We start from the raw sequence: 23,618 nt of genomic DNA on the forward strand, positions 1-23,618 counted from the left end.
AGCTATCCTGATGGGCAGAACGCTACTCGGCCTTGGCTGGCGCCGTCGTCATCTGGTCGCCCATTGCCTTGAGATCGGCGGGTTCGCCTTCCTTCGATTTCTCCGGCACCTTGAACACCTGCCCCGGCCAGATGCGGTTCGGATTGCTGATCTGGTCCTGGTTGGCGAGATAGATGGTCGAGTAGCGCATGCCCTGGCCATAGACCCGCCGCGAAATCCGCCACAGCGTGTCATGGCGGCGGATAATGACTGCGCCATCGGCATGTTCGAGCTTTGGAGCCACGGTCTCGGGGGTTTCGCCCGAAGGCGTTGTGGCGGCCATTTCGGCCGGGGCTTCGGTTGTAGGAGTGGGGGCAGTTGCGGGCGTTTCGACGGCCGTTGCCGGCGCCGCTTTGGTCGCCGGAGCATTCGGCTCGGCGGGCGCCACGGCGGCAACCGCCTCACCAGGCTCGCGCTCGAACGGCACAGCGGCACGGGCCACCACCGTCACGCCGTCGGCGCCGAGCGCATCGACGTGGATGGTGTAGGTGCCGACCGGGATGTCACGTGTCGCTTCGACCAGGAAGTGGCGGTCGGGCGAGGTCTTCGCGTCGCCGAGCAGGATATCGTTGGCATAGGCGCGCACCTTGCGGCCGGGATCGGCGAGCCCGGCAACGAAAATCTTGTTGCCGTCGATTTCGACAGCTTCGACGACGATCTTCGGCTCCACCGCGGGAGTAGCGGGCGCTGCCGATGTGGCGGGTGCTGCCGGAGTCGGCGCGGCTTCAACAGCGGCCGGCGCGGCAGGAGCAGGCGCTGCTGGAACATCAGCCGCAGGCGCTGCGGCAGCCGGCAATTCGGTGCCGGTGGCGGGTGGCTGAACGGCCGCCTGCTCGCCGACAGGCGGCGAGGCGTCAGATTTCGCTTGAGGGGCCGGAACAGTGAGCAGTTCGGACGGCTTGCCCGGCTCCTCGACCATTGCCAGAACCTGACCGGTGGAATTCTGGGGGATCGAAACGACGGCGGTCTGCGCCGAGGCGGTCACGACATTGCCAGCCGTCGAGCGCAGCGTGATCGTGTAGTCGCCGGGCTTCAGCGGATCGTCGAGAATAATGGCAAAGGCGCCGTCAGGGCCGGCGACCGTCGAGCCGAGTATAGCCGAACCGTTGAGAATCTCGACCTTGGCGTTGGGCGCCGCATTGCCGGCGACGACGATCGAGCCGTTGCTTTCGACGCGCACGATGTCGAAGGTCGGCACGATTGCACCTGCTGCGGCCGGCGCGGCGGGCGCTGCGGCATCGGTGGACGCAGCGGGCGCAGGCGGCAGCCGGCCCTCGGTCGCCGGAGCGGCCGGTTTCGAAGCCGGCGGCGTCAGCGCCGCGACCTCCGCAGGCCGGGTAGAATTGAGATACGGGTCGAGTGCGCCCGATACATAGGCGGTTCCCGCCGCGGCGACAGAGCCGCCAGCCGCGAACAAAAACGCCTTCAACGGATTAATTGCCATGTTTCCCTGCCCCTTAGCCACCTAATTTCGGTCTAGCCTGTTTTGCCAAAGCCGACAAGAAAAAGCCCGCCCCAGGGCTTGACCATGCCAATAGTCCCTATCACCAATCATAACATGAACACGATTCGATCTGTCTGCGTCTATTGCGGCTCCTCCCCGGGCCGAGATGAAACCTATATCAGGGCCGGACACCTGCTTGGCCGCTCGATCGCCAAGTCCGGCCTGCGTCTGATTTATGGCGGCGGCACTAAAGGTATCATGGGTGCCGTCGCTGAAGGGGCGTTAAAGGCCGGCGGCAAGGTAACCGGCATAATTCCACGTTTTCTGATCAACCGGGAGGCGACCGAAACCGCGCTTAACCGGCTCGACGAGCTCGTCATCACCGATAATATGCACGAGCGCAAACACAGGATGTTCGAGAAATCCGACGCCTTTGTGGCGCTGCCCGGCGGCATCGGCACCGTCGAGGAGATCGTCGAAATCATGACTTGGGCGCAGCTCGGCCATCACCGCAAGCCGATCGTTTTCGGCAACGTCGGAGGGTTCTGGGATCCGATGCTGGCGTTGCTCGATCACATGGCAACGGAGGGCTTCATCCACACGGCGCAACGGGTCAAGCCGCTGGTGGTCGAGGATCCGGAAGCAATCGTCGCCGCTATCATGGTGGCGGGATCCTCCGTCGATGCACCGACGGAGGGCGTGCAGTCGGTGATTGAAAAGATGTAGAGTGAATGGTGACTAGTGAATAGCGAAATACAAGACCTTCCGAATCGGCACCTGCCTACTGACTACTGACTATTCACTATTCACTATTCACTATTCACTATTCACTCCTTCCCTACCGCCTTCCTTAAGTCCGCAATGACCGCGCGCTTGTCCTGACGCCGCCAGGCGAGATGGATCGAGACGGTGCGTTCGAACCACGGCAGATCGCGAAACACGATCTGAGGCGGCGCGGCACTCCGCAGGCTGGCCTGCACCGTCGCCAGCCCAAGCCCGGCGCTGACCAGGCCCAACGACGTCAACGGATCGGTCGTCTCATAGGCAATGTCGGGCAGGAAGCCGGCCTTCGCACAGGCGGCGAGAAATTGGCTGCGGTTGGTGTCGTCAGGCTGGCGCACCACCGTGATCCAGGTACGTCCGTCCAGTTGCTGCGGCAGTATCTCCGCGATTTCAGCCAATGAATCGCCTTCCGGCATCGCCAGAACCAGCGGCTCGCGCATGATGAGCATGGCGGCGATGTCGGGATCGTCGGCAGAAGGAGGCGTGTACACGAGGCCCAGATCGAGCGATCGTTCGCGCAGCGCTTCGATCTGCGCGGCGGAACGCTGACCCTTCAGTTGAAGATGAAATTCGGGCCGGTCGCGGCGAAACTGGCGCAGCATTCGAGCGACAAGCCCTGCATGGACCGCACCTTCGACATAGCCGATGGCGAGACGGCCGACCGTACCGCCGGCGAGATTGCGGCCGAGCTCCTCCAGTCGTCTTGCATGGGCCAGCAGCGCACGCGCCTCGGTAAGAAAAGCGCGGCCCTCGGCATTGAGATGAACACGCTGCCTCGCCCTCTCGAACAGTGCGACGCCCAGCTGCTCCTCCAGCTGCATGATCTGACGGCTGAGTGGCGACTGCGAGATGTGCAGCAACTCGGCGGCACGCCCGACGTTGCCGGTTTCGGCCACCGCGATGAAATAGCGGAGCTGGCGCAGGTCGAACATTGTTCCCTCGATGCTCAAGTCCCGTGAGGTCTCAACTTTAGCCTAATCAGTCTTGGACTGTCTGGCCAGCAGAAGCGAATATTTCCGCCATTCCAATGGCCAACATCAGGAGATTCCGATGCAGTTCTTTGCCCTTCTTGCGCGCAACACCGAAAAGTTTACCGACGCCGATTTCGCGCCGCTGCTGCCTGGCGAGGCCGAGCAGCGCCGCACGCTCTATGCCGAAGGCGCCGTCCGTCAGGTGTGGAATCGGGGCGACATTCCCGGCAGCGGCATGATGTTCGAAGCCGGCAGCGATGCCGATGTGCGCAACCATCTCGCAACTTTACCGCTGGTCAAGGCCGGCATGATGGACATTGCCGCCGTCGTGCCGCTGCAACCCTATCCCGGCTTCGGGCCGAAGCGCTGAGCGATCGTGAAAAGAGGCGGCAGCCGGCCTTTAGGACCGGCCAGCCGCCTTTCTTCGTTAGGCGGCTCGAGCGGATGCGGCAACGGTCTTGCGCGCCGTAGAAAACATCGACCAGGAGTACGTCGCCAGCGCCGCCCAGATCAGCCCAAAGGCTATGGCCTGAACGCTGCCGAACGGTTCGCCGAAAATCAGCACCGCGATCAAAAAGACGATTGTCGGCGCGATATACTGCATGATGCCGATGGTGGAGAGGCGCAGCAGCCTGGCGCCGAACGCAAACAACAGCAGCGGCACGGCGGTGACCGGGCCGCAGCCGATCAGCAAGGCGGTGTCGTTCAGCGAGCTGGAGACGAAATGATCCTGTCCTGTGGCGATCAGGAAGATGATGTAGCCGAGTGCCGGCACCGACAGCAGCAGCACTTCAAGCAGGAAGCCCTGGCTCGGGCCGATCGGCTGCGTCTTGCGGAAGAAGCCATAGGCGGCAAAGGAAAAGGCCAGCACCAGCGACACCCAGGGCAGCTTGCCGGCGTCGATGGTCAGCACCGCGACCGCGATTGCCGCCAGCACCACCGCCGCAATCTGCAGGCGGTCGAGCCGCTCGCCGAGCAGCAGCGCGCCGACAACGACGCTGACCAGCGGGTTGATGTAGTAGCCGAGCGCCGTCTCGATGGTGCGGTCGACCGCGATCGCCCAGACATAGATGCCCCAGTTGACCGAGATTAGCGCCGCCGTCAGCACCGCCATCGAAATGATGCGCGGCGAACGAACTGCCGCTTTGAAATCGGCAGTGCGGCCGGCCCAGACCAGGACAGCGGCCGCGATCGGCACCGACCAGACGATGCGGTGGGCGATGACTTCGGCCAGAGGCAGATGCGCGACAGCCTTCATATAGAAGGGCAGCAGCCCCCAAAGCAGGTAGGCGCCGAGCGCCAGCAGGAAGCCGCGACGAGCTTTGGTGCCGGCCTCGATTTGAAGTGCTTGGGTAGTCATGGCCCAAGGCTATGCGCCAGCGGCTTGCCCAAAACCATCGCAAATTGCTGATGGATCAATGGAGTCTCGCTGATGGTTCAAGAACCCGGCGTTTTCACCAGTTCATTGAGATGCGCGAAGCCCGCAGTCATTTGGTTTCGCCGGGCGCAGGCACCAATTCCATGAATTCCGCTCCAACGGTGTCGTGGCGAAAGCCCGTCACGCATTCTGCCACCTCGATCGGAATATCTGCGATAAAGTCTATAGTGGCAGCACCGGCGTCCTCGCGATCCTGATCTGCGAAGCGCTCGCGGCGAATCTCCTCGAAACAGGATGGAAGGTTTCCTGTCGCTTCTAGGTTGCGCGCACCGTCTGCGCTGGTGTGTCGTATGCTCCAGACTTCGTGCCCGTCGCGCCACTGTTCGGCCCATTGCAGCATGACCGTGTCGATATTGTGAACGACGACAATGTCCCTGCCCGTCGAAAGGTTTGCTAGGCGCTTCTCGTCCACCAGGTCCATGTTCACGTCGTTAAAAATGACGACAGACCAATTTTGACCAACCGTCACGCCATTGTAGTCAAAATCAAAAACCTCGTCCGATTGTCCGCTTTGAGCCAGACCGAAAGCCAGCGCTGCCTTCGCGAGTGGCAGACCATTGAATGCGACCCAGCTTATCGTGAAGCCCATTTCCTCACTCCGCCGCTACCAATCCCGCCATGTCGCGGTTCTTCATCAGCTTGTAGACGATCGAGTCCATCAGCGCCTGGAACGAAGCATCGATGATGTTTTCGGAGACGCCGACCGTCCACCAGCGCGCGCCGGTGCCGTCATGCGATTCGATCAGGACGCGGGTGATCGCCTCGGTGCCGCCATTGAGGATACGCACCTTGAAGTCGGCCAGCTCGAGATCGGCGATTTCGCTCTGGAATTTGCCGAGATCCTTGCGCAGCGCAATGTCGAGCGCGTTGACCGGGCCACGGCCTTCGGCGACCGACATCTTCTCCTCGCCCTCGACCAGCACTTTCACAATCGCCTCCGAGACCGTCTTCAGCTGGCCGTTGGCGTCGAAACGGCGCTCGACCATGCAGCGGAACGAGGTGACGCGGAAGAATTCCGGCAGGCCGTGCAGCATCTTGCGCGCCAGAAGCTCGAAGCTGGCGTCGGCGCCTTCGTAAGCGTAGCCCTCCGCCTCGCGCTCCTTGACCACGGCGATCAGCGCGTCGAGGCGATGGTCGTCCCGGGGCATGTCGATGCCGCGCCGCTTCAGCTCGGCCAGGAAATTGGCCTTGCCGCCTTGGTCCGAAACCATGACACGGCGGCGGTTGCCGACAGTTTCTGGCGGAACATGCTCGTAGGTCGCCGGCTCCTTGGCCAGCGCCGAGGCATGGATACCGGCCTTGGTGGCGAAAGCGGAGGCCCCGACATAGGGCGCCTGCGCTTCCGGCGCACGGTTCAGCAACTCGTCGAAGGCGCGGGACAGGCGCGATATACCGGTCAACGCCTCTGCCGAAATGCCTGTGGCAAAGCGGCCCGAAAAGGCCGGCTTCAACGCCAATGTCGGCACGATCGAGATCAGGTTGGCGTTGCCGCAGCGCTCGCCGATGCCGTTCAGCGTGCCCTGGATCTGGCGCACGCCGGCCTCGACGGCGGCAAGCGAATTTGCCACCGCCTGGCCGGTGTCGTCATGGGCGTGGATGCCGAGATGGTCGCCCGGTATGCCGGCCGCGATCACCTTTTCGACGATGGCGCGCAACTCGGAGGGCTGCGTGCCGCCATTGGTGTCGCACAGCACCACCCAGCGCGCGCCGGCATCGTAGGCCGTCCTGGCGCAGGCCAGCGCATAATCGGGGTTGGCCTTGAAGCCGTCGAAGAAATGCTCGCAGTCGACCATCGCCTCCTTGCCGGCCGTGAGCGCGGCCTCGACCGAGGCCTTGATCGCCTCGAGGTTCTCCTCATTGGTGCAGCCGAGGGCGACGCGGACATGGTAGTCCCAACTCTTGGCGACGAAGCAGATGGCGTCCGACTTCGACTGGACCAGCGCGGCAAGCCCAGGATCGTTCGAAATCGACACTCCTGCCCGTTTGGTCATGCCAAAGGCAACGAACTTGGCATCGGCCGTGCGACGCTCGGCAAAGAAGGTGGTGTCGGTTGGATTGGCGCCGGGGTAGCCGCCCTCGACGTAGTCGATGCCGAACTCGTCGAGCAGCTTGGCGATGGCGATCTTGTCCTCGACGGAAAAGTCGATACCCGGCGTCTGCTGACCATCGCGCAGCGTGGTGTCGAACAGATAAAGGCGCTCGCGAGCCATGGTCATTTCCCGGCAAACATGTCCGTCGCGCGGATCAGCCTGTCGAGGATGCCCGGCTCCGAATAGGCGTGGCCGGCGCCTTCGATCAGATGGAAATCCGCTTTCGGCCACGCCTTGTGCAGCGCCCAGGCATAGCGCGCCGGGCACGGCATATCGTAGCGGCCGTGAACGATGGTACCCGGGATATCCTTAAGCTTCCATGCATCGCGCAGCAGCTGTCCCTCTTCCAGCCAGCCGGCATGGACGAAATAGTGGTTCTCGATGCGGGCGAAAGCCAGGGCATAATCATCCTGGCCGAAGGGACCACTGGTTTCCGGTTCCGGCAGCAGCGTGATCGTCTCGCCCTCCCACAGGCTCCAGGCGCGAGCGGCCTCGACCCGCGCCACAGGATCGCTGCCAACCAGGCGCTTGCGGTAGGCGGCCATCATGTCGCCGCGCTCAGCCTCCGGGATTGGCGCCAGAAACCGCTCCCACTTGTCGGGGAACATCTCTGACACGCCGAACTGGTAGTACCATTCGAGTTCGGCGCGGGTCAGCGTATAGATGCCGCGCACGACCAGTTCGCTGACCCGCTCGGGGTGGGTCTCGGCATAGGCCAGCGCCAGCGTCGAACCCCAAGAACCGCCGAACACCAGCCATTTGTCGAAGCCGCACATTTTTCGCAGGCGCTCGATGTCGGCGACCAGATGCCAGGTGGTGTTGGCTTCAAGCGAGGCATTGGGCGTCGATTTTCCGCAGCCGCGCTGGTCGAACAGGATGACATCGTACAGCTTCGGATCGAACAACCGCCGGTGCTTTGGCGAAATAGCGCCGCCCGGCCCGCCATGCAGGAATACAGCCGGCTTGGCACCGCGGGTGCCGGAGCGCTCCCAATAGACCTGATGGCCACCGCCAACGTCGAGCATGCCGGATTCGAAGGCTTCGATCTCGGGATAGAGGGTGCGGAATTCGCTGCTCATAGTTTCAGGCCCTGCTGCGGCCAGTTGGCCGTCTCGTGATCGGGATGCTGGAAGGAAATGATGGATTCCTGCCGCGCATAGAAATCCGGGTCGTCGTGGATCGGCGCGTCGAAGATCGTCTCGACCCAGGGCAGCCTGGCGGCGTAGTTGACCTGGATCTGCGGCGCCAGATCGGAACGGTCGTCGAAGGCGCCGATGGCGATCTCCAGCGCACCGGGCTGGCGGTAGGTCAGCGGTGTGCCGCAGCGGGCGCAGAAGCCGCGATCGATGTTGACCGACGACTGAAAGTAACTCGGCTCCTCGCGCACCCATTCGACGCCGTCGCTCGGCACTGTCACCAGCGCGCCGAAAAACGACCCGAACTGTTTCTGGCACATGCGGCAATGACAAATGGACGGGCGGCCGAGGGCGCCGTGGATGCGGAAGCGCACGGCGCCGCACTGGCAGCCGCCGGTACGAACGGTTTCGGTCATGATTTTTCCTCCGGCGGCCATTGTTCGGTGTCGTGGTCGGGATGTTGGTAGGAGACGAGATCGGCGAGATAGGAGGCAGACGAAACGTCGGCCATTGTCTCCTCACCGGGCAATTCGTGGACGTGATCTACGTAGGGGAGCTTGGCTTCGACACCCCATTGGATGGTCGGCGCGATCTCCTCGGGGTGGTCGAATGCGGCGATGGCGAGCGCCACGCCGTCGGGCGCTTCGAAGGTCAGCGGCGTACCGCATTCGGCGCAGAAACCGCGCAAAGCCGCGTTGGACGAGCGGAAGCGTTTGGGCTCACCGCGCGTCCAGTCCAGCCTTGCGCCGCGCACCGAGACCAGCGGCAGGTAGAAATTGCCGCTCGCCTTCTGGCACATGCGGCAATGGCAGACGGAAGCATCGCCGAGCGCGCCTTCGACGCGGAAGCGCACCGCGCCGCACTGGCAGCCGCCTGAATACACCGGTTTGTTGTCGAGGCTCATCGCGCATTACTCCGGAGCATGGCAGACCGCCTCGACATTGTTGCCGTCGGGATCGAAGACGAAGGCAGCGTAGTAGTTGGGGTGGTAGTGCGGTCGCAGGCCCGGCTCGCCATTGTCCTTGCCGCCGGCGGCGATCGCCGCGGCGTGAAAGGCATCGACCTCGGCGCGGCTGCGCGCGGTGAAAGCGACATGCTGATGATCCTTCGGCTTGTCCTTGCCGGCATGCAGCCAAAACACCGGCCGGTCGCGGCCGTAGCCGCCGACCTTGGCGCCGCCGGTATATTCCAGCGGCACCATGTAAAGCAGCGAGGCGCCGAGCGGCGCCATCGCCCTGTCATAAAAAGCCTTCGACGCGTCGAAATCCGAAACGGTGATGCCGAGATGATCGATCATCTTTTTACCTCCCAGGTGGTGATGCGTTCGCCGGTGACGGGGTCCTTGCCGTCCTTCAACTGGATGCCTTGCGCCAGCAACTCGTCGCGGATGCGGTCGGCCTCGGCCCAGTTCTTGGCGGCGATCAATGCGAGGCGTTTGGCGATCGCCTTGGCAATGGCGTCTTCATCCACCTTGGCTGTTGCAACGTCGAAGCCGAGGAACAACAGCGATGCCTTCAGTGAAGCGGCAGCATCGTTGCCTTCGGCGGCTGCGTTGCCACTACCAGTGTTGAGATCAACAGCATCGCCAGCCAACTGCGTCAGCAACTGGAATGCGGCATAGGTGGCAAGGTCATCCGACAGCGCTTCGATCACATCCGCCGGCACCGGCTTTGCCGTCGGCGGCGCCAGATCGGCCGCCCGCTTCCATTTGCGCAGCGTATTCTCCGCCTCTTCCAGCTTGCGCACGGAAAAGTCGATTGGCTCGCGATAGTGCGTCATCAGCATCGCCAGCCTGAGCACCTCGCCCGGCCATTTGCGGCCGCCAAAGGTCTCCGTCTCCAGCAATTCGGTGATCGAAAAGAAATTGCCCAGGCTCTTGGACATCTTCTGGCCCTCGACCTGCAGGAAGCCGTTGTGCATCCACACCTTGGCCATCGTTTCGGTGCCGTGGGCGCATCGCGACTGCGCGATCTCGTTCTCGTGGTGAGGAAAGATCAGGTCGATACCACCGCCATGGATGTCGAACACCTCGCCGAGATAGGCGGCCGACATCGCCGAGCACTCGATGTGCCAGCCGGGCCGGCCCCTGCCCCACGGGCTGTCCCAGCCCGGTTCCTCGGGCGAAGACAATTTCCACAGCACGAAATCCTGCGGGTTCTTCTTATGCGCATCGACGGCGACGCGGGCGCCGGCCTGCTGCTCGTCGAGATTGCGCTTCGACAACTGCCCGTAGTCCGGCATGGAAGCGGTGTCGAACAGGACTTCTCCAGCCGCGACATAGGCATGGCCGCGTTCGATCAAGCGCTGAATCAAGAAGATCATGTCGACCTTGCCGTCGGGCCTGGGCTCGACGAACTCGGTGGCGCGCGGCTCGACCGTCGGTTCCAGGCAACCGAGCGCCGCAACGTCCTTGTGGAACTGGTCGGCGGTCTTTTCGGTGACCCGCCTGATCGCTTCGTTCAGCGACAACTTGCCAGAGGCAATCTCGCCGCCGAAATCGCGCAGTGCGCGGGCGTTGATCTTGTCGTCGACGTCCGTAATGTTGCGGACGTAAGTGACGTGCGCTTGCCCGTAGAGATGGCGCAGCAAACGGAACAGCACGTCGAAGACGATCACCGGCCGCGCATTGCCGATATGGGCGAAGTCATAGACCGTCGGGCCGCAGACATACATGCGCACGTTGCGCGGATCGATCGGGAAGAAATCCTCCTTGCTCCGCGTTAGCGTGTTGTAGAGGCGCAGGCTCTTCGATGCGTCAGACATACGTGCGTTCCCGGTGCGTACTTTGGCATGATCTTTTGGGATCGTGCTCTGGATGGAGTCGGTTACGCCGAGGCGCAAATCGGGGTCCAGCCTGCTGGCCGGGGCGTTTGTCCAATCTTGGAGGAGATGAGGCGAAAACGTCCAGGACCAGCGCGAGGCTAGCCGATAATGCAAATGCCACAAATGGCGAAAGACGTTCTCATGGCCGGCTTTATCGCCTTGCCCGGTGTTGCCGTCAAGTCGCTACCTTCGCCAAAAATATCGTTGGCTCACAGGATTTGAGCCATTGAAACATTTTATTAAACAGGTCGGCACTGTCATGAAACATTCGCGGCTAGATCAGCAAGCGTCATGATTTGGTCGGATTCGGCCAGCAAACGCAGACACGAAGACGTTACCAGGGAAGAGAACAATGCCTAAGCAAGAATCCAACCGCGCCAAGCAACCGGCGCTCGCCAGCCACTACCGGGCGATCGGCCCGGCAGCAATCGTCGCAGCTCTTTTGCACACCGCGAAGAAGAAGAAGCCGGCGCAGAAAATCGTTTCGCCGCGCGCTGCCTGAGAATGCCGTCGGAAAAGATTGAGGCGCTCACGGCGAACCAGAAATAGTAGCTTTTGCTAAAATAAACTCATCTGCCTGTCGTTTGCGCCGGACTTCTGGCGCTTGACCTTCTCGGGCTCAGGCTCGACGACGCCCTTCTCCTGAATCTCCGGCCCAGTATTGACGACCTTGTTGACGAGGTCGGAAACCGGGATCGCTTCGAAGAAATCGGACTGGGCGGGTCTCAGCAGATCGGCCACATCGCGCGGCTCGAGCGTGCGGCAATCCAGCCAGCGCGCGAAGTCCTCGGGATGGATCACTACCGGCATGCGGTCGTGGATATGGGCAGTATCGGCATTGGCGTGGGCGGTCAGAATGGCGCCGGTGTCCATTTCCGAGCCGCCCGGCTCGGCATAGGTCTCAATCAGCCCGGCGAAGGCGACAAGCCCGCCACGCCTTGGCCGCACCCAATAGGGCTGCCCTCTTCTGCCACCGGTTTGGTGCCATTCGTAGAATCCCGAAGCCGGTACCAGGGCGCGGCGATGGCGCATGGCAGCGCGAAATGATGCCTTTTCCAAAGCCCCCTCGGAACGCGCGTTGAACAGCAGCGGGAAGTTGCGCGTATCCTTGACCCAGGCCGGGATCAGGCCCCATCGCACCAGCATCGAGCGGCGGTCGGGCAGGTTCGAGCCCGGCGCCCGCGGCAATCCGGCGAGCGCCATCAGCACCGGCTGCGTCGGCGCGATGTTGTAGCGGGCAGGAAACCCCTCAAGTTCCGCCAGGCCGAGAAAGGCGGTGGTCTGGTCCGGAGTGGCCGTCAAAGCAAAGCGTCCGCACATGAATTCAGCTCTCGAATTGGTGGCATGTGAAAGTGGCCATGGAACCCGCCTTTCGCAACCGCTAAAGCTGTTCGCCGACGGCCGGTCCACAACGGGCTATGCCAATCGAGCGATCCGGAGCCCATGGAAGCACGCAAGATCATTCCGGCAGTCTCGGTCTGCGTCGTGCGCGAGAACACGGTGCTGCTGGTCAAGCGGGCCAGGCCGCCCTCGCAAGGCCTCTATGCCTTTCCCGGCGGCAAGGTCGAAGCCGGCGAGACGCTGGCACAGGCAGCACGGCGCGAATTGCTGGAAGAGACCGGATTGCAGGCGCGCAGCTACCGGCCGCTGCGGGAAATCCACATCGACGGCAGCGGCGACGGGCATCCGGTCGACTACTGGCTGACGGTGTTTGGGGCCGATTATGCCGGCGGCGAGGCGGTTGCCAGCGACGACGCCGAAACCGCGGCTTTCTATACGCTGGCCGAAATGACAGCGATGCCGCTCGCCGATGCGGTGTTTGAAATTGCCGACGATCTACTCGGTCCCAACAAAGACGGCGAGACCTGAGCCAGAGAATCGCCTTGCAGGCGACAAATTGTTTCAGCACAAGGACTCATGAGCCGCACGTCTTCGTTTCTCGCCGCATGCCTCGCCGTCAGTGTGGTTGTCGGCGCGCGCCCGGCGATTGCCGCCGAAGCCCCGTTCGAGCCCGGGCTGATGCGGCTGGCGGAAGTGCTCGGCTCACTGCATTTCCTGCGCAATCTGTGCGGCGAGAAGGGAGACCGGTGGCGAGCCGAGATGGAAAAACTGATCGCATCGGAAAATCCGAACCCGGAGCGGCGCGCCCGCTTCATCGCCAGCTTCAACCGCGGCTACCGGTCGTTCGGCGGCACTTATACGCAATGCACGGCCTCGGCGACGGAAGCCATCAGCCGCTACATGAAGGAAGGCGAGACGCTGTCTCGCGACATAGCCTCTCGCTACGGAAACTGACGGCGGCAGCTGCCGTTCCGGCAAACCGGCATCAAGCGCCGGCGCTGTGGGCGGCGGACGCATTCGACACTTCTCCGCTTGCCTCGGGTGAGGTCTTGGTGCAAACCTGATGTTGCACTTTTGCAACTATGTTAACGAAACATTAGCGCGCAGATGTGAAATTAACTCAAACTGAAGGTTTCCGTCCCCTTGGCCGGCCTAATCGGCTAAGTTTGAAACGGATCGGACGCAGGTTTGCTGGACGCGACGGAATTTGTAGAAGACGACCAAAAAAATGTCGTATTTACAAATACTTACTGCGCCTGCGTGTAAAAGGGACAACTCAAGCTTGATCCCTATCCAACGGATCACCGCTTGAAAGGGTGGACATCGCAATGGAACATGGCGTCAACGACATCGACGCGCTGGTCAGGGAAGAAAAGCGCCTGACCGCCGTGGAAAGCCACAGCGAAGCCTGGGCAGAAGGATTGTCGGCAGGGATCGAGCCGGAAATCATCGCCGAGGCAGCCCTCGAAACGGCATTCGGCGAAATGCTGCGCACCAATGGCGAGACCTCGGCGCTTGCCCTGCTGGATCGCATGCGTGAAAAGGTGATTGCCGGGGCCTTCGAGCCCGAAAGACTGCGGCACTGACCCCGGTTCTTTGACGACGGCGCGCCGCCGGACATCATGTCCGGGCACATGGATGGGCTGGAACCAGGGAGTAGCAGGCGGTGAATTTTTCGATATCAGGCAAGCCGCGCGGCCTGGTCCTCAGCATTTGGCTTACTGCTTCCTGCGCCACAATTCCCCTTGCACTGCTACTTGCGAGCAGTCCCGCTCACGCCCTCAGCGAGATCAAGCGCGAAGACCTGCCCTCGCCGGTCACGCCTCCGCCCGACGGCGACATGTCGCCGCCTGGAAGTACAGTGCCGATGCCCGGCCCGCTCGGCACGACGCCACCTGCAGCCAGCCAGCCGACTCCGTCCGACGGGCCGGAGCAAACCGAGCCGAAAGGGCCAGCGGACGATGGTGGCATGGCCAATCCGCATGTCGATCCGGATGCGCCTGTGCCCGAAGTCGTCTACGACCTTGCCAAGTTGCCGGAACCGGTCAGGCGCATGCACGATCTGATCGTCGAGGCCTGCAAAAGCGGCGACATCGAAAGACTGCGGCCGCTGATCGGCACGGGTAACATGATGACCCAATTGTCGCTGGGCGACATGGAGGGCGACCCGATCGCCTTCCTGAAAGGCCTTTCCGGCGACTCGGAGGGCCAGGAAATCCTCGCCATCCTGGAAGAGGTGCTCAATGCCGGCTATGTCCACGTCGATGCAGGCACTCCGCAGGATCTCTATGTCTGGCCCTATTTCTTCGCCCTGCCGCTGGACAAGCTCGATGCCAAGCAGCGGGTCGAGTTGTTCAAGATCGTCACCGCCAGCGACTATGACGATATGAAGCAGTTCGGTGCGTACATCTTCTACCGAGTCGGCATCACGCCGACCGGACAATGGACGTTCTTCGTCGCTGGGGATTGAGTGGTTTTAGCCTGTCCCTTATCGAGGCAGGGAGCTTAGCCCGCCAACGCCTCGGAAAACTCCACCGCCCTACCCTGGCCCGGCGCGACGATCTCGCCTTCCCACATCACGCGCCGGCCGCGAACGATGGTGCCGACCGGCCAGCCGGTCACCTGCCTGCCGTCATAAGGCGTCCAGCCGGCCTTGGAGCCTTGCTGGGCGTTGGCGATGGTCTCGCGGCGCTTCAGATCGACGATGGTCAGATCGGCGTCGTAGCCGGCGGCAATACGGCCTTTCCTGGCGATGCCGAAAATACGCTGCGGGCCGTGGCTGGTCAGGTCGACAAAGCGCTGCAACGTCAGCCGGCCGGCGTTGACATGGTCCAACATGATCGGCACCAAAGTCTGCACCCCGGTCATGCCGGACGGCGACGCCGGATAAGGCTTTGCCTTCTCGGCCAGCGTGTGCGGCGCATGGTCGGAGCCGAGCACATCAACGATGCCTTGGGCAACACCGTGCCAGACCCCGTCGCGATGGCGCGTGGCGCGCACCGGCGGGTTCATCTGGATCAGGGTGCCCAACTGCGCATAATCATCGGCGCTCAGCGTCAGATGATGCGGCGTCGCCTCGCAGGTCGCGACATCCTTGTGCTGTTCGAGGAAGCCTATCTCCTCGGCGGTCGAGATGTGCAGCACATGGATCCGGGCGCGGACCTGGCGCGCGATTCGCACAAGGCGCTCCGTGCAGCGCAACGCAGCGATCTCGTCGCGCCACACCGGATGTGAAGACGGATCGCCCGCGATGCGCTCGCCAAGCCGCTCGCGCAGCCGGAATTCGTCCTCGGAGTGAAAGGCGGCGCGGCGGCGTGTGTTCCTCAGGATCGAGGCAACGCCTTCGTCGTCCTCGACCAGCAGGTCGCCGGTGGACGAGCCCATGAACACTTTTATGCCGGCCGCACCCGGCAGCCGCTCGAGATCGCCGGCGTCTTTCGCATTGTCGCGGGTGCCGCCGACCCAGAAGGCAAAGTCGCAATGCATGCGGCCGGTGGCACGCCGCACCTTGTCGGCAAGGGTTGCCTCGCTGGTGGTCAGCGGATTGGTGTTCGGCATCTCGAAGACGGCGGTGACGCCGCCGAGCACCGCTGCCCGCGAGCCCGTCTCGAGATCTTCCTTGTGCTCCAGGCCCGGCTCGCGGAAATGCACCTGGCTGTCGACGACGCCCGGCAGGATGTGCAGCCCGCGGCAGTCGATCGTCTCACCGGCCGACGCCTGGCGGAGGTCGCCGATGGCAGCGATGCGCCCACCATTGATGCCAACGTCGCGAAAACCCTCGCCGTCATGGTTGATCACGATGCCGCCTGTCAGGATGAGATCGTAGATGGGGGCCATGCGGGTCCGGTCTCTTGCGGGGGAAGTGCCAGGGGCTTACGTAATGGCCGATAGTTTTGCAAGATCAGGCTCGTTTCCCACCATGCCCTTTGCCTCGCTCAGAGATCGCGCACTCGTTTCCGTGTCCGGGCCGGATGCCGAGCACTTTTTACAGAACATCTTGACCACCGACCTAGACGTGCTCGGCAGCAGCGAAGCAAAGCCAGGCGCGCTGCTAACGCCGCAAGGCAAGATCCTTTTCGACTTCCTGATCTCGCGCGCCGGCGAAAATGCTTTCCGACTTGAATGCCGTACCGAGACCGCCGATGATTTCATGCGCCGGCTGACGCTCTACAAATTGCGCGCCAAAGTCGAAATTGCCAAGCTGGATCAGCCGGTTGTGGCCGTCGCATGGGGAGGCGATTCAACCACTTCGCAATTTGAATCAGCACCGTTTGCCGATGCGCGGTTTGTCGATACTGCCGTCAAGCGCTTCTATGGTGGCGCCGCAGATGGCGGCGACCTTGCCGCATGGCAAGCCTTTCGCATCGCCCATGGCATTGCCGAAAGCGGCAGCGACTATCATCTCGGCGACGCGTTTCCGCATGACGTGCTGCTCGACGAGATCGGCGGTGTCGGCTTCAAGAAAGGCTGCTACGTCGGCCAGGAGGTCGTCTCGCGCATGCAGCATCGCGGCACTGCCAGGCGCCGGGTGTTGATTGTCTCGGCCGAACGCCCCCTGCCTACTTCGCGCGCAGAGTTGACGGTGGAGGGGCGACCGGTCGGCACGCTTGGCTCGACCGCCGGCAGGACAGGCCTTGCCATTGCCCGCATCGACCGGGTTAAGGCAGCGCTCGACGCCGGCCAGCCGATCCTGGCGGAGGACGTCGCCGTGTCGCTCGCTATCCCGTCCTGGGCGAAATTCAGCTTTCCGCAGGAAGCCGTCGGCGCGGAGGACGCCTGATGGCTGCCGATCGCGCCGGGGCGCCGCCGCGCGCCTGGCAGCGCATGCTGTCTGGCCGCCGGCTCGACCTGCTCGACCCCTCGCCGCTCGACATCGAGATCTCCGATATTGCCCATGGCCTTGCCCGCGTCGCACGCTGGAATGGCCAGACCAGAGGCGATCACGCCTTTTCGGTCGCCCAGCATTCGCTGCTGGTCGAAACGCTTGTCGGCGAACTGATGCCGGATGCCGACGCCGACGCGCGGTTGGCGGCGCTGCTGCACGACGCGCCGGAATATGTCATCGGCGATATGATCTCGCCATTCAAGTCCGTGATGGGCGGCAGCTACAGGGATTGCGAGATCAGGCTGCAGCGCGCCATCCATCTGCGCTTCTCACTGCCGGCGGAACTCGACGCGGGGCTGCGCAAGGAAATCAAGCGAGCGGATCAGATCGCCGCTTATTTCGAAGCGACGCTGCTTGCAGGTTTTTCGACGGCAGAGGCGACCGAGTTCTTCGGCAGGCCGCGCGGCTTCAACGCCGAGCGCTTCGATGTCACGCCCCGCTCGGTGACCTGGGCGCAGAATGCCTTTCTCAAGCGCTTTGCGGCCATCGAAAGGTCGCGACGCCAGACTGCCGTTCCAGCCGGCTGAAAACGGTAAATTAACCGGCAGGGACAACAGTGCCGTGGTTAACCATGGTCCATAGGCTGCCCTCATGCCCGTTGCCGGTATCAAGGCTGGTTCGTCCGTCCGCCGACGGAGGGCCAAAGGCGTTGGTCTGCCGCAACCCATTGAAGACGAGCTGCGCGAACAGAACGAGCGTTTTTCGGCAGCGGTCGAGAACATGTCGCATGGCCTGTGCATGTTCGATGCCGATGAACGGATGATCATCTGCAACAGGAACTACATCAGCATCTTTCGCCTCGACGCCGAAGTGGTGCGGCCCGGCATCCGGTTTTTCGACATCCTCCAGCATAGCGTGGATATCGGCATCGCCTCGCAAAGCGCCGAGCAACTCTATGCGATCCGCAAGCCCTATATCGACCAGGCAAAACCTTCCACCTATGAGGAAACGCTTGCGGACGGGCGCATCGTCAACATTTCGCACCGGCCGCTGGCGTCAGGTGGTTGGGTCTCGATCTACGAGGACATCACCGAGCAACGGCGCGCCGAGCAGGAGTTGAAGGAGCAGCACCGCCGTTTCGACGCCGCACTTGCCAACATGTCGCAAGGCCTTTTGATGTACGATGCGGACGGCAAGCTGATCGTGCGCAACGAACGTTTCCTGGAGCTTTATCATGTCAGGCCGGCCGACTTCCCGCTTGGCATGAGTCACCACGATGCGTTCAAGCGGCTGCTGGAACTGGGCATTTACACAAAGCTCGACCCCGACAGCGAAATCTCGCAAATCGAAGCCTGCCTGCGGGCGGGGAAAACACACGTAACGCATCGCCATCTCGCCGACGGCAGGACGCTGCTGGTTGCACGCCGGCCGATGAGCGGCGGCGGCTGGGTCGCGACGTTCGACGACGTCACCGAGCGCAGGCGCGTCGAAGAGCGCATGACCCATCTAGCGCACCACGACACACTGACCAACCTGCCCAATCGCTCGATGCTTCGCGAAAGGCTCGACCAAGCCCTGAGCGAGACGAGCGACGGATCGCTGGCGATATTCTCGCTCGACCTCGATCACTTCAAGGCAGTCAACGATAGTTGGGGACACCCCGCCGGCGACTGGCTGCTGAAATGCGTGGCGGAACGGCTGCAACGGTGCCTGCGCAATGAAACGGACGTTGTCTCCCGCTTCGGCGGCGACGAATTCGTCATAATCCAGTTCAATCTCAAAAGCCCGGGCGACGCGGAAAAGCTGGCCAAACGCATCGTCGAGATCATTGGAAAGCCGTTTCGCGACAAAAGACACGACATGCGCGTCGGCATCAGTCTCGGCATCGCGCTGTTTCCGAATGACGGCAAGGACGCCGACACGTTGCTGAAAAACGCCGATATGGCGCTCTATCGGGCAAAGAGCGAAGGGCGCAACCTCTACCGCTTCTTCGAACCAGCCATGGACGCGATGGTGCGGGCACGCCGGGCGCTCGAAATCGATCTCAGGGCAGCGTTGTCGCGCCGCGAATTCGAGCTGGATTTCCAGCCGATCATGAACATCGCCTCCGGCGAGATCGTCGGTGCCGAAGCGTTGATGCGCTGGCGTTCGCCGGTGCGCGGCCTGGTACGGCCGGACGACTTCATTCCGGCCGCCGAGGAGACCGGGCTGATCGTGCCGCTTGGAGAATGGGCGCTGCGAAAAGCCTGCACGACCGCGGCAGGCTGGGCGTCTTGGCGCATCGCAGTCAATGTCTCCGCCGTGCAGATCAAAAGCGGTACCTTTGCCCGCAGCGTCATTTCGGCACTGGCGTTCTCGGGCGTGCCGGCCAACCGGCTTGAACTGGAAATCACCGAAACGGTGCTGATGGACGAGAGCGATCTGGTGCTCAAGACACTCAGGCAGCTACGCGATCTGGGTGTCCGCATCGCGCTGGACGATTTCGGCACCGGCTATTCCTCGCTGGGCTACCTCAGGCGCTTTCCCGTCGACAAGATCAAGATCGATCGTTCCTTCATCAGCGATATCGACAGCCGCGATACCGCGGCGATCGTGCGCACCATCATCGGGCTTGGCGCACAGCTGGGCATCACCGTCACCGCCGAAGGTGTCGAGACCGAGGCGCAGTTTGAATTCCTGCAAAAGGAGGGCTGTGTCGAGGCTCAAGGCTATTTGATCGGCATGCCGTCAAAGGCGTCGGACATCAACCGGCTGCTGAGGTCGAGCGCGACGATCAGGCAATCCGGCTGAGTACGGCGGCCTGGCGAGCCGGCGGCTCTGCCATCAATACAATTTCCGGATATTACTCGTCGAAGCGCGCGGGTCAGAGGTGCCCGCTCAATGCCTCCACCATATCCTTGTTCGTCGCCACGGGAACGATCTCGAATTCGACCAGATCCGCCCATTCGATGACCCACCGCTGCAGGAGCGTGACGTCAGCGGCCTCCACGAGGAGGAAGCAGCGGCTCATATCCGCCGCGATCCAGCTGTGGTGCACGACAAGCGCGTCCGGCTTCAGGCGGCCCTGGTCGCGGAAACGGCGGTAGATCTCCTTGCGGTCGCAGCCGCGAAAATCCTCGGTTACGAAGAACAGCATCTTTTTTGCCCTCAGTTCGGATATTATCGCCCCGGCCGGTCCAGCCGCTCCAGGAACCACTGCGTTAGCCGCACCCAGACCTCGTCTTTCTCGCCGGAGTCTTCCCAGCCGTGGTCGAGGTTGGGGTTATCGTTGACCTCAATGACGAAAACGCCGTCCCTGGTTTCTTTGAGGTCGACGCCGTAGAGGCCGTCGCCAATGCAGCGCGCCGCGCTCACCGCCGTCTCGACGACATGCGCCGGCGCTTCCTTCAGGGTGAAGGTCTTGATGCCGCCCTGGTCGGGCTTGCCGTTGGCCTTATGATTGACGATCTGCCAATGTTTCTTGGCCATCAGATAGTGGACGGCAAACAAAGGTTGGCCGCCGAGGACACCGACGCGCCAGTCATATTCCGTCGGAATGAATTTTTGCGCAATCAGGAGGTCGGAATCTTCCAGCCATTCGGTTGCGAGCGTCTTCAACTCTTCGAAGGTGCCGCATTTCTTGACGCCGCGCGAAAACGAGGAGTCCGGGATCTTCAGCACCAGGGGGAAGCCCAGTGTCTGCGCCGCAACTTCCAAATCCGAGATGCCGGCTATCATCACCGTCGGCGGCACCGGTACCTTGTTGTAGGTCATCAGCTCGTTGAGATAGACCTTGTTGGTGCAGCGGATCATCGACAGCGGGTCGTCGATGACCGGCATGCCTTCCTGCTGGGCGCGGCGGGCAAAGCGGTAGGTGTGGTTGGAGATCGAGGTGGTCTCGCGGATGAACAGCGCGTCGTAATTGGCGAGCTTGGCCAGATCCCGCTTGGTGATCGGCTCGATTTCGACACCCATCTTTTCAGCGATCTTGGCCCAGTGGCGCAGCGACGAAATCTCCGACGGCGGCAGTTCCTCATGCGGATCGACCAGCGTGGCGAAAGTGTAGCGCGCCGGCGTACGTCCCTTGGTGTCGCGCCACTCGCGGTTGGTGTAGGTTTCCAGGCACTGGAGAAAGTGCGTTTCCTCGTCCTCGGTCATCCTGGCCAGGGGATGGAAGCCTATCTTGCGGATCGAGGCCCATTCGGCGCTGTCCCTGATGTGGACCTCGAGCGCCGGGGCACGAAACCAGTCGAACAGCAGCTTGGCGAAGCGGTCCCAGATCCTGGACGGTCCGATGCCGAAGAAGATGCAGACCTTCTGCGGGAAGGCGCCGCCCAGGTCCTTGCGGCACTTGTTGAGTGCGAGTTCGAGTTCCGGTAACGCGTGCTCATAGAGCTTGCGCTCCGACAGGTCGATCATCGTTTCGACCGTCGGGATGACCTTATGGCCGCGCGAACCGGCAAGCAGCGAGGCGTAATAGCCGCGGCTCTGGTAGCCGTAATTGTTCGACAGGTTGATGACCTTCGGCCGCTGACCGCGAAACAGTGCCGGATGGGCAAGGTAGTCGCGATTGGTGATGATCTTGTGCGGCGTCGCCACCTGGTCGAGATCGTTCTGCCGGCCGGTAAGGATGACCCAGGTCATTGGCTGTCGCGCTTTCCGAGAGTGATGGCGGCGCGCAATCCGTCGCGGCCGAATTGCGCCATGTTCATGAAGATGCCGTAAGGCACGGGAATATTGGCAGCATCGAGGATTGTCTCCTGCCGCTCGTCCTCGACCCAGGGGTCGTGGATCAGGATATGGTCGCCGTCGTCACCGATGGCCAATACCCAGTGCGGAACCTTCTTGCCGAACATCAGGAAGCCGCTGATCAGGACCAGCACCAGTTTTCCCTCTGCGATCGCGGTACGAATGTCGTCAAGCCCGAATGGACGGTAATTCACCGGGATGCCGTAAAGTTCCGCGCGGCGGCGAAAGTCGACCTGCGCCAGCTCCATGACCCGGCGCTTGTCCTCGCTGCGCACCGACTGCAGGAACAGCGCTCCGTAGAAAGACACATAGATCTCAGCAGCAAGCCCGCTCTCATAGCCGGCGACGGCCAGCCCGAACGGTTCGCAGCCGCCCGGCCCCGACATCATGAAAACGGTCGTCGCCTCACGCCACAGCCGGATTTCCATCACCGGGTCCGGCACGAATCCGGGGCCGAAGTAAGCCATCGCCATCATCAGACAGCATGGTCCGCAGGTGAATTCGCAAGTCTGCTGATAAAACGGCACTTCGGTGGCGACCGGAATGTCGCCGCGCAAGGTCTTTTCATAGCGCAGCGCCGTGGCGCCATCCTCGTAATAGTCCGGTTCGCGGCCGATCTTGCGGTAGCCGCTCTGCTCGTAGATCTGGATCGCGCGCGGGTTGTCCTCGCGGACTTCCAAACGAAGCATCATGCGGCCGTGCTCGAAAGCGGCGGCCTCGGCCTGTTCCAGCAGCAGGCGGCCAACGCCGCGGCCGCCGAAAAATGGACCGACGGCGATCGAATAAAGCCGCGCGACCCCGCTGCCCTTGCGAAACAGCACGACTGCATAGCCGGCGACTCGGCCATCGTTTTCGCCAACCAGCAGTTCGGCGGTGTCGCGGTCGATCAGTTGGCGAAAGGAGCGGCGAGAAATGCGATCGCTCGAGAAAACGGCTTTTTCGATGGCGGCGAGGTCATCGACGTCGGACGCGCGGGCCTTGCGAATCTCGGCAGGCATGCGGGCTCAGAAAACCTCGATTGGGTTGTGGAAAAGGCCCTAGACTAAACATCGGTCACACCAGCCGAAGTGCCAGCATTCAGCAAGCGCTATCGCACCTCGATTAGGGCCGAATTGTGACAGTTTTGACGGCAGGCAGGTCGCGCACAGGCTTTGAGCGACCTCTGTGTTTCTGCATCGGCGCGGCTCCGGAAAACGAGAGCCTGCTCAGCTTTGCAAGCCCGCCAGAAGCTGGCCATAGGCGCTCTTGGCCACCGCGGCCAATTGCTCGCGCGGCAGCGAGCCGACGACGGCGCAGCCATAACCCTTGTCCAGCCAATAGACGGCCTCAGGACCATCTTCCTCAGACCCATAGGTGCCCTTGGCCTTGGCCGCTGATTCGGCGATGACGAAGAGCGATATGCGTTCACCCTTGACGTCCTCATAAAGCAGCATCGCGGCCTTGCCCTGGCCTGCAGGCAGCAGCCGGCCACCGACCAGTTGGAACCCTTGCGCCGCCAGATCCGGCGCGACCAGCTTCAAACCCACCTGGTTCGACAACCAGCTCTGCAAATGATCCTTGTCGCTTGCCGGCACTTCCACCGCATGCCGCTTTTCGGCGGCATAGATGACGTGGGCGGCGATCGCCTCTTCGGCAAGCTGGTCCTCGGCCGTATTTTCCAGGCCAAGGCGGCCGATGCCGGCAAGGTAGCCGCCAGCGCCGCCAATCATCAGAATGACGGCAGCGGCGGCCGCAAGCCACCAACGCGAGCGCGACGGCGACACCCTGACCGCTGGCGCCTCGCCAAGCACCACCTTGCTCAGCCGCACCGGGACGGGTTCGTCCAGCACGCCGTTAAAGGCTGCGCGCAATGCTGCCCGGTCGGCGGCGTAGCGTGCGCTCTTGGCCTTCATCTCGGCATTGGCCTCGAGCCATGCCTCATAGGCCGTCCGCTCGTCGCCCGGCAACTCGCCATCGAGAGCCAGGTGGATATCGCGTTCGGAGAAATCGCGCCGGCTCAT

26 protein-coding genes are annotated in these 23,618 nt (G+C 62.6%); 10 read left to right on the forward strand and 16 right to left on the reverse strand.

Features of this window, described 5'->3' with window-relative positions:
- Positions 1-22: 22 nt before the first annotated feature.
- Positions 23-1,483, reverse strand: coding sequence for a LysM peptidoglycan-binding domain-containing protein (locus NKI19_RS28785; protein ID WP_352566199.1), 1,461 nt, complete (start codon positions 1,481-1,483; stop codon positions 23-25).
- A 114-nt stretch (positions 1,484-1,597) separates the two neighbouring features.
- Here NKI19_RS28785 and NKI19_RS28790 point away from each other — a divergent pair, with 114 nt between their 5' ends.
- Positions 1,598-2,209, forward strand: coding sequence for an LOG family protein (locus NKI19_RS28790; protein WP_352566197.1), 612 nt, complete (start codon positions 1,598-1,600; stop codon positions 2,207-2,209).
- Positions 2,210-2,310: 101 nt separating this feature from the next.
- On the opposite strand, the gene NKI19_RS28795 is transcribed toward NKI19_RS28790, so the two are convergent.
- Positions 2,311-3,198: a LysR family transcriptional regulator gene (locus NKI19_RS28795; protein ID WP_352490925.1), complete on the reverse strand. Its 888-nt coding sequence runs from the start codon at positions 3,196-3,198 to the stop codon at positions 2,311-2,313.
- Between the two features lie 118 nt (positions 3,199-3,316).
- On the opposite strand from NKI19_RS28795, the gene NKI19_RS28800 reads away from it, so the two are divergent.
- The gene (locus tag NKI19_RS28800) at positions 3,317-3,607 is read left to right on the forward strand and encodes a muconolactone Delta-isomerase family protein (RefSeq protein ID WP_352490924.1); all 291 of its coding nucleotides are present in this window, start codon (positions 3,317-3,319) and stop codon (positions 3,605-3,607) included.
- Between the two features lie 57 nt (positions 3,608-3,664).
- Here the strand turns inward: NKI19_RS28800 and rarD are convergent, their stop codons facing one another.
- From rarD to cysS, 8 genes are all read right to left on the reverse strand, one after another.
- Positions 3,665-4,597, reverse strand: a complete 933-nt coding sequence (gene rarD / locus NKI19_RS28805; protein ID WP_352490923.1) for an EamA family transporter RarD — start codon at positions 4,595-4,597, stop codon at positions 3,665-3,667.
- Positions 4,598-4,724: 127 nt separating this feature from the next.
- A complete protein-coding gene (locus NKI19_RS28810) occupies positions 4,725-5,264 on the reverse strand; it encodes a hypothetical protein (protein ID WP_352490922.1) in 540 nt (179 codons plus the stop codon).
- A gap of 4 nt (positions 5,265-5,268) precedes the next feature.
- A complete protein-coding gene (gene cimA, locus NKI19_RS28815; RefSeq protein WP_352566195.1) occupies positions 5,269-6,891 on the reverse strand; it encodes a citramalate synthase in 1,623 nt (540 codons plus the stop codon).
- Positions 6,888-7,844 carry a prolyl aminopeptidase gene (pip, locus tag NKI19_RS28820; protein ID WP_352490920.1) on the reverse strand — a complete coding sequence of 319 codons (957 nt, stop codon included), beginning with the start codon at positions 7,842-7,844 and terminating at the stop codon, positions 6,888-6,890. The genes cimA and pip overlap by 4 nt, the downstream gene beginning before the upstream one ends.
- On the reverse strand, positions 7,841-8,317 hold the full coding sequence (locus NKI19_RS28825) for a GFA family protein (RefSeq protein ID WP_352448982.1): 477 nt from the start codon (positions 8,315-8,317) through the stop codon (positions 7,841-7,843). The genes pip and NKI19_RS28825 overlap by 4 nt, the downstream gene beginning before the upstream one ends.
- Positions 8,314-8,805: a GFA family protein gene (locus NKI19_RS28830; RefSeq protein WP_352490919.1), complete on the reverse strand. Its 492-nt coding sequence runs from the start codon at positions 8,803-8,805 to the stop codon at positions 8,314-8,316. The genes NKI19_RS28825 and NKI19_RS28830 overlap by 4 nt, the downstream gene beginning before the upstream one ends.
- Before the next feature lie 6 nt (positions 8,806-8,811).
- Positions 8,812-9,198 carry a VOC family protein gene (locus tag NKI19_RS28835; protein ID WP_352566193.1) on the reverse strand — a complete coding sequence of 129 codons (387 nt, stop codon included), beginning with the start codon at positions 9,196-9,198 and terminating at the stop codon, positions 8,812-8,814.
- The gene (gene cysS, locus NKI19_RS28840) at positions 9,195-10,664 is read right to left on the reverse strand and encodes a cysteine--tRNA ligase (RefSeq protein ID WP_352490917.1); all 1,470 of its coding nucleotides are present in this window, start codon (positions 10,662-10,664) and stop codon (positions 9,195-9,197) included. Before cysS ends, NKI19_RS28835 begins: the two co-directional genes overlap by 4 nt.
- 412 nt (positions 10,665-11,076) lie before the next feature.
- Between cysS and NKI19_RS28845 the strand changes: the two genes are divergently transcribed.
- The gene (locus NKI19_RS28845) at positions 11,077-11,226 is read left to right on the forward strand and encodes a hypothetical protein (RefSeq protein ID WP_023677745.1); all 150 of its coding nucleotides are present in this window, start codon (positions 11,077-11,079) and stop codon (positions 11,224-11,226) included.
- A 56-nt stretch (positions 11,227-11,282) separates the two neighbouring features.
- Here the strand turns inward: NKI19_RS28845 and NKI19_RS28850 are convergent, their stop codons facing one another.
- A complete protein-coding gene (locus NKI19_RS28850) occupies positions 11,283-12,044 on the reverse strand; it encodes an SOS response-associated peptidase (protein WP_352490916.1) in 762 nt (253 codons plus the stop codon).
- Positions 12,045-12,167: 123 nt separating this feature from the next.
- On the opposite strand from NKI19_RS28850, the gene NKI19_RS28855 reads away from it, so the two are divergent.
- The 4 genes from NKI19_RS28855 (at position 12,168) to NKI19_RS28870 (ending at position 14,535) form a co-directional block, all read left to right on the forward strand.
- Positions 12,168-12,593 carry an NUDIX hydrolase gene (locus tag NKI19_RS28855; RefSeq protein WP_352490915.1) on the forward strand — a complete coding sequence of 142 codons (426 nt, stop codon included), beginning with the start codon at positions 12,168-12,170 and terminating at the stop codon, positions 12,591-12,593.
- Between the two features lie 48 nt (positions 12,594-12,641).
- Complete coding sequence (locus NKI19_RS28860) at positions 12,642-13,019, forward strand: TIGR02301 family protein (RefSeq protein ID WP_023677748.1); 378 nt, start codon at positions 12,642-12,644, stop codon at positions 13,017-13,019.
- Positions 13,020-13,393: 374 nt separating this feature from the next.
- On the forward strand, positions 13,394-13,651 hold the full coding sequence (locus NKI19_RS28865) for a hypothetical protein (protein ID WP_023677749.1): 258 nt from the start codon (positions 13,394-13,396) through the stop codon (positions 13,649-13,651).
- A gap of 80 nt (positions 13,652-13,731) precedes the next feature.
- Positions 13,732-14,535, forward strand: coding sequence for a hypothetical protein (locus tag NKI19_RS28870; protein ID WP_352490914.1), 804 nt, complete (start codon positions 13,732-13,734; stop codon positions 14,533-14,535).
- A 35-nt stretch (positions 14,536-14,570) separates the two neighbouring features.
- Here NKI19_RS28870 and NKI19_RS28875 read toward each other — a convergent pair whose 3' ends face one another.
- On the reverse strand, positions 14,571-15,902 hold the full coding sequence (locus NKI19_RS28875) for a dihydroorotase (protein ID WP_352490913.1): 1,332 nt from the start codon (positions 15,900-15,902) through the stop codon (positions 14,571-14,573).
- Positions 15,903-15,984: 82 nt separating this feature from the next.
- Here NKI19_RS28875 and ygfZ point away from each other — a divergent pair, with 82 nt between their 5' ends.
- The 3 genes from ygfZ (at position 15,985) to NKI19_RS28890 (ending at position 19,680) form a co-directional block, all read left to right on the forward strand.
- A complete protein-coding gene (ygfZ, locus tag NKI19_RS28880) occupies positions 15,985-16,845 on the forward strand; it encodes a CAF17-like 4Fe-4S cluster assembly/insertion protein YgfZ (protein ID WP_352566212.1) in 861 nt (286 codons plus the stop codon).
- Complete coding sequence (locus NKI19_RS28885) at positions 16,845-17,477, forward strand: HD domain-containing protein (protein ID WP_352566191.1); 633 nt, start codon at positions 16,845-16,847, stop codon at positions 17,475-17,477. The genes ygfZ and NKI19_RS28885 overlap by 1 nt, the downstream gene beginning before the upstream one ends.
- 64 nt (positions 17,478-17,541) lie before the next feature.
- Positions 17,542-19,680 carry a putative bifunctional diguanylate cyclase/phosphodiesterase gene (locus tag NKI19_RS28890; RefSeq protein WP_352566189.1) on the forward strand — a complete coding sequence of 713 codons (2,139 nt, stop codon included), beginning with the start codon at positions 17,542-17,544 and terminating at the stop codon, positions 19,678-19,680.
- A 73-nt stretch (positions 19,681-19,753) separates the two neighbouring features.
- Here the strand turns inward: NKI19_RS28890 and NKI19_RS28895 are convergent, their stop codons facing one another.
- The 4 genes from NKI19_RS28895 to NKI19_RS28910 form a co-directional block, all read right to left on the reverse strand.
- Entirely contained in the window at positions 19,754-20,026 is a 273-nt protein-coding gene (locus NKI19_RS28895; RefSeq protein ID WP_352566187.1) for a DUF3303 domain-containing protein, read from the reverse strand.
- Positions 20,027-20,049: 23 nt separating this feature from the next.
- The gene (locus tag NKI19_RS28900; protein WP_023719872.1) at positions 20,050-21,513 is read right to left on the reverse strand and encodes a RimK family ATP-grasp domain-containing protein; all 1,464 of its coding nucleotides are present in this window, start codon (positions 21,511-21,513) and stop codon (positions 20,050-20,052) included.
- On the reverse strand, positions 21,510-22,616 hold the full coding sequence (locus NKI19_RS28905) for a peptidase C39 family protein (RefSeq protein WP_352566185.1): 1,107 nt from the start codon (positions 22,614-22,616) through the stop codon (positions 21,510-21,512). Before NKI19_RS28905 ends, NKI19_RS28900 begins: the two co-directional genes overlap by 4 nt.
- A 207-nt stretch (positions 22,617-22,823) precedes the next feature.
- The gene (locus tag NKI19_RS28910) at positions 22,824-23,618 is read right to left on the reverse strand and encodes an anti-sigma factor family protein (protein WP_352566183.1); all 795 of its coding nucleotides are present in this window, start codon (positions 23,616-23,618) and stop codon (positions 22,824-22,826) included.

It is taken from the genome of Mesorhizobium sp. M0751 (genome assembly GCF_040320265.1).
GTDB lineage: Bacteria > Pseudomonadota > Alphaproteobacteria > Rhizobiales > Rhizobiaceae > Mesorhizobium.

Bases quoted from the DNA above. Each gene is read 5' to 3' on its own strand.
- NKI19_RS28790 (WP_352566197.1), top strand. From the start codon at position 1,598: ATGAACACGATTCGATCTGTCTGCGTCTATTGCGGCTCCTCCCCGGGC.
- rarD (WP_352490923.1), bottom strand. From the start codon at position 4,597: ATGACTACCCAAGCACTTCAAATCGAGGCCGGCACCAAAGCTCGTCGC.
- NKI19_RS28860 (WP_023677748.1), top strand. From the start codon at position 12,642: ATGAGCCGCACGTCTTCGTTTCTCGCCGCATGCCTCGCCGTCAGTGTG.
- NKI19_RS28895 (WP_352566187.1), bottom strand. From the start codon at position 20,026: ATGCTGTTCTTCGTAACCGAGGATTTTCGCGGCTGCGACCGCAAGGAG.
- cysS (WP_352490917.1), bottom strand. From the start codon at position 10,664: ATGTCTGACGCATCGAAGAGCCTGCGCCTCTACAACACGCTAACGCGG.
- NKI19_RS28905 (WP_352566185.1), bottom strand. From the start codon at position 22,616: ATGCCTGCCGAGATTCGCAAGGCCCGCGCGTCCGACGTCGATGACCTC.
- ygfZ (WP_352566212.1), top strand. From the start codon at position 15,985: ATGCCCTTTGCCTCGCTCAGAGATCGCGCACTCGTTTCCGTGTCCGGG.
- NKI19_RS28785 (WP_352566199.1), bottom strand. From the start codon at position 1,483: ATGGCAATTAATCCGTTGAAGGCGTTTTTGTTCGCGGCTGGCGGCTCT.
- cimA (WP_352566195.1), bottom strand. From the start codon at position 6,891: ATGACCATGGCTCGCGAGCGCCTTTATCTGTTCGACACCACGCTGCGC.
- NKI19_RS28845 (WP_023677745.1), top strand. From the start codon at position 11,077: ATGCCTAAGCAAGAATCCAACCGCGCCAAGCAACCGGCGCTCGCCAGC.
- NKI19_RS28810 (WP_352490922.1), bottom strand. From the start codon at position 5,264: ATGGGCTTCACGATAAGCTGGGTCGCATTCAATGGTCTGCCACTCGCG.
- NKI19_RS28875 (WP_352490913.1), bottom strand. From the start codon at position 15,902: ATGGCCCCCATCTACGATCTCATCCTGACAGGCGGCATCGTGATCAAC.
- NKI19_RS28865 (WP_023677749.1), top strand. From the start codon at position 13,394: ATGGAACATGGCGTCAACGACATCGACGCGCTGGTCAGGGAAGAAAAG.
- NKI19_RS28800 (WP_352490924.1), top strand. From the start codon at position 3,317: ATGCAGTTCTTTGCCCTTCTTGCGCGCAACACCGAAAAGTTTACCGAC.
- NKI19_RS28900 (WP_023719872.1), bottom strand. From the start codon at position 21,513: ATGACCTGGGTCATCCTTACCGGCCGGCAGAACGATCTCGACCAGGTG.
- NKI19_RS28830 (WP_352490919.1), bottom strand. From the start codon at position 8,805: ATGAGCCTCGACAACAAACCGGTGTATTCAGGCGGCTGCCAGTGCGGC.
- NKI19_RS28910 (WP_352566183.1), bottom strand. From the start codon at position 23,618: ATGAGCCGGCGCGATTTCTCCGAACGCGATATCCACCTGGCTCTCGAT.
- pip (WP_352490920.1), bottom strand. From the start codon at position 7,844: ATGAGCAGCGAATTCCGCACCCTCTATCCCGAGATCGAAGCCTTCGAA.
- NKI19_RS28795 (WP_352490925.1), bottom strand. From the start codon at position 3,198: ATGTTCGACCTGCGCCAGCTCCGCTATTTCATCGCGGTGGCCGAAACC.
- NKI19_RS28850 (WP_352490916.1), bottom strand. From the start codon at position 12,044: ATGTGCGGACGCTTTGCTTTGACGGCCACTCCGGACCAGACCACCGCC.
- NKI19_RS28885 (WP_352566191.1), top strand. From the start codon at position 16,845: ATGGCTGCCGATCGCGCCGGGGCGCCGCCGCGCGCCTGGCAGCGCATG.
- NKI19_RS28855 (WP_352490915.1), top strand. From the start codon at position 12,168: ATGGAAGCACGCAAGATCATTCCGGCAGTCTCGGTCTGCGTCGTGCGC.
- NKI19_RS28825 (WP_352448982.1), bottom strand. From the start codon at position 8,317: ATGACCGAAACCGTTCGTACCGGCGGCTGCCAGTGCGGCGCCGTGCGC.
- NKI19_RS28890 (WP_352566189.1), top strand. From the start codon at position 17,542: ATGCCCGTTGCCGGTATCAAGGCTGGTTCGTCCGTCCGCCGACGGAGG.
- NKI19_RS28835 (WP_352566193.1), bottom strand. From the start codon at position 9,198: ATGATCGATCATCTCGGCATCACCGTTTCGGATTTCGACGCGTCGAAG.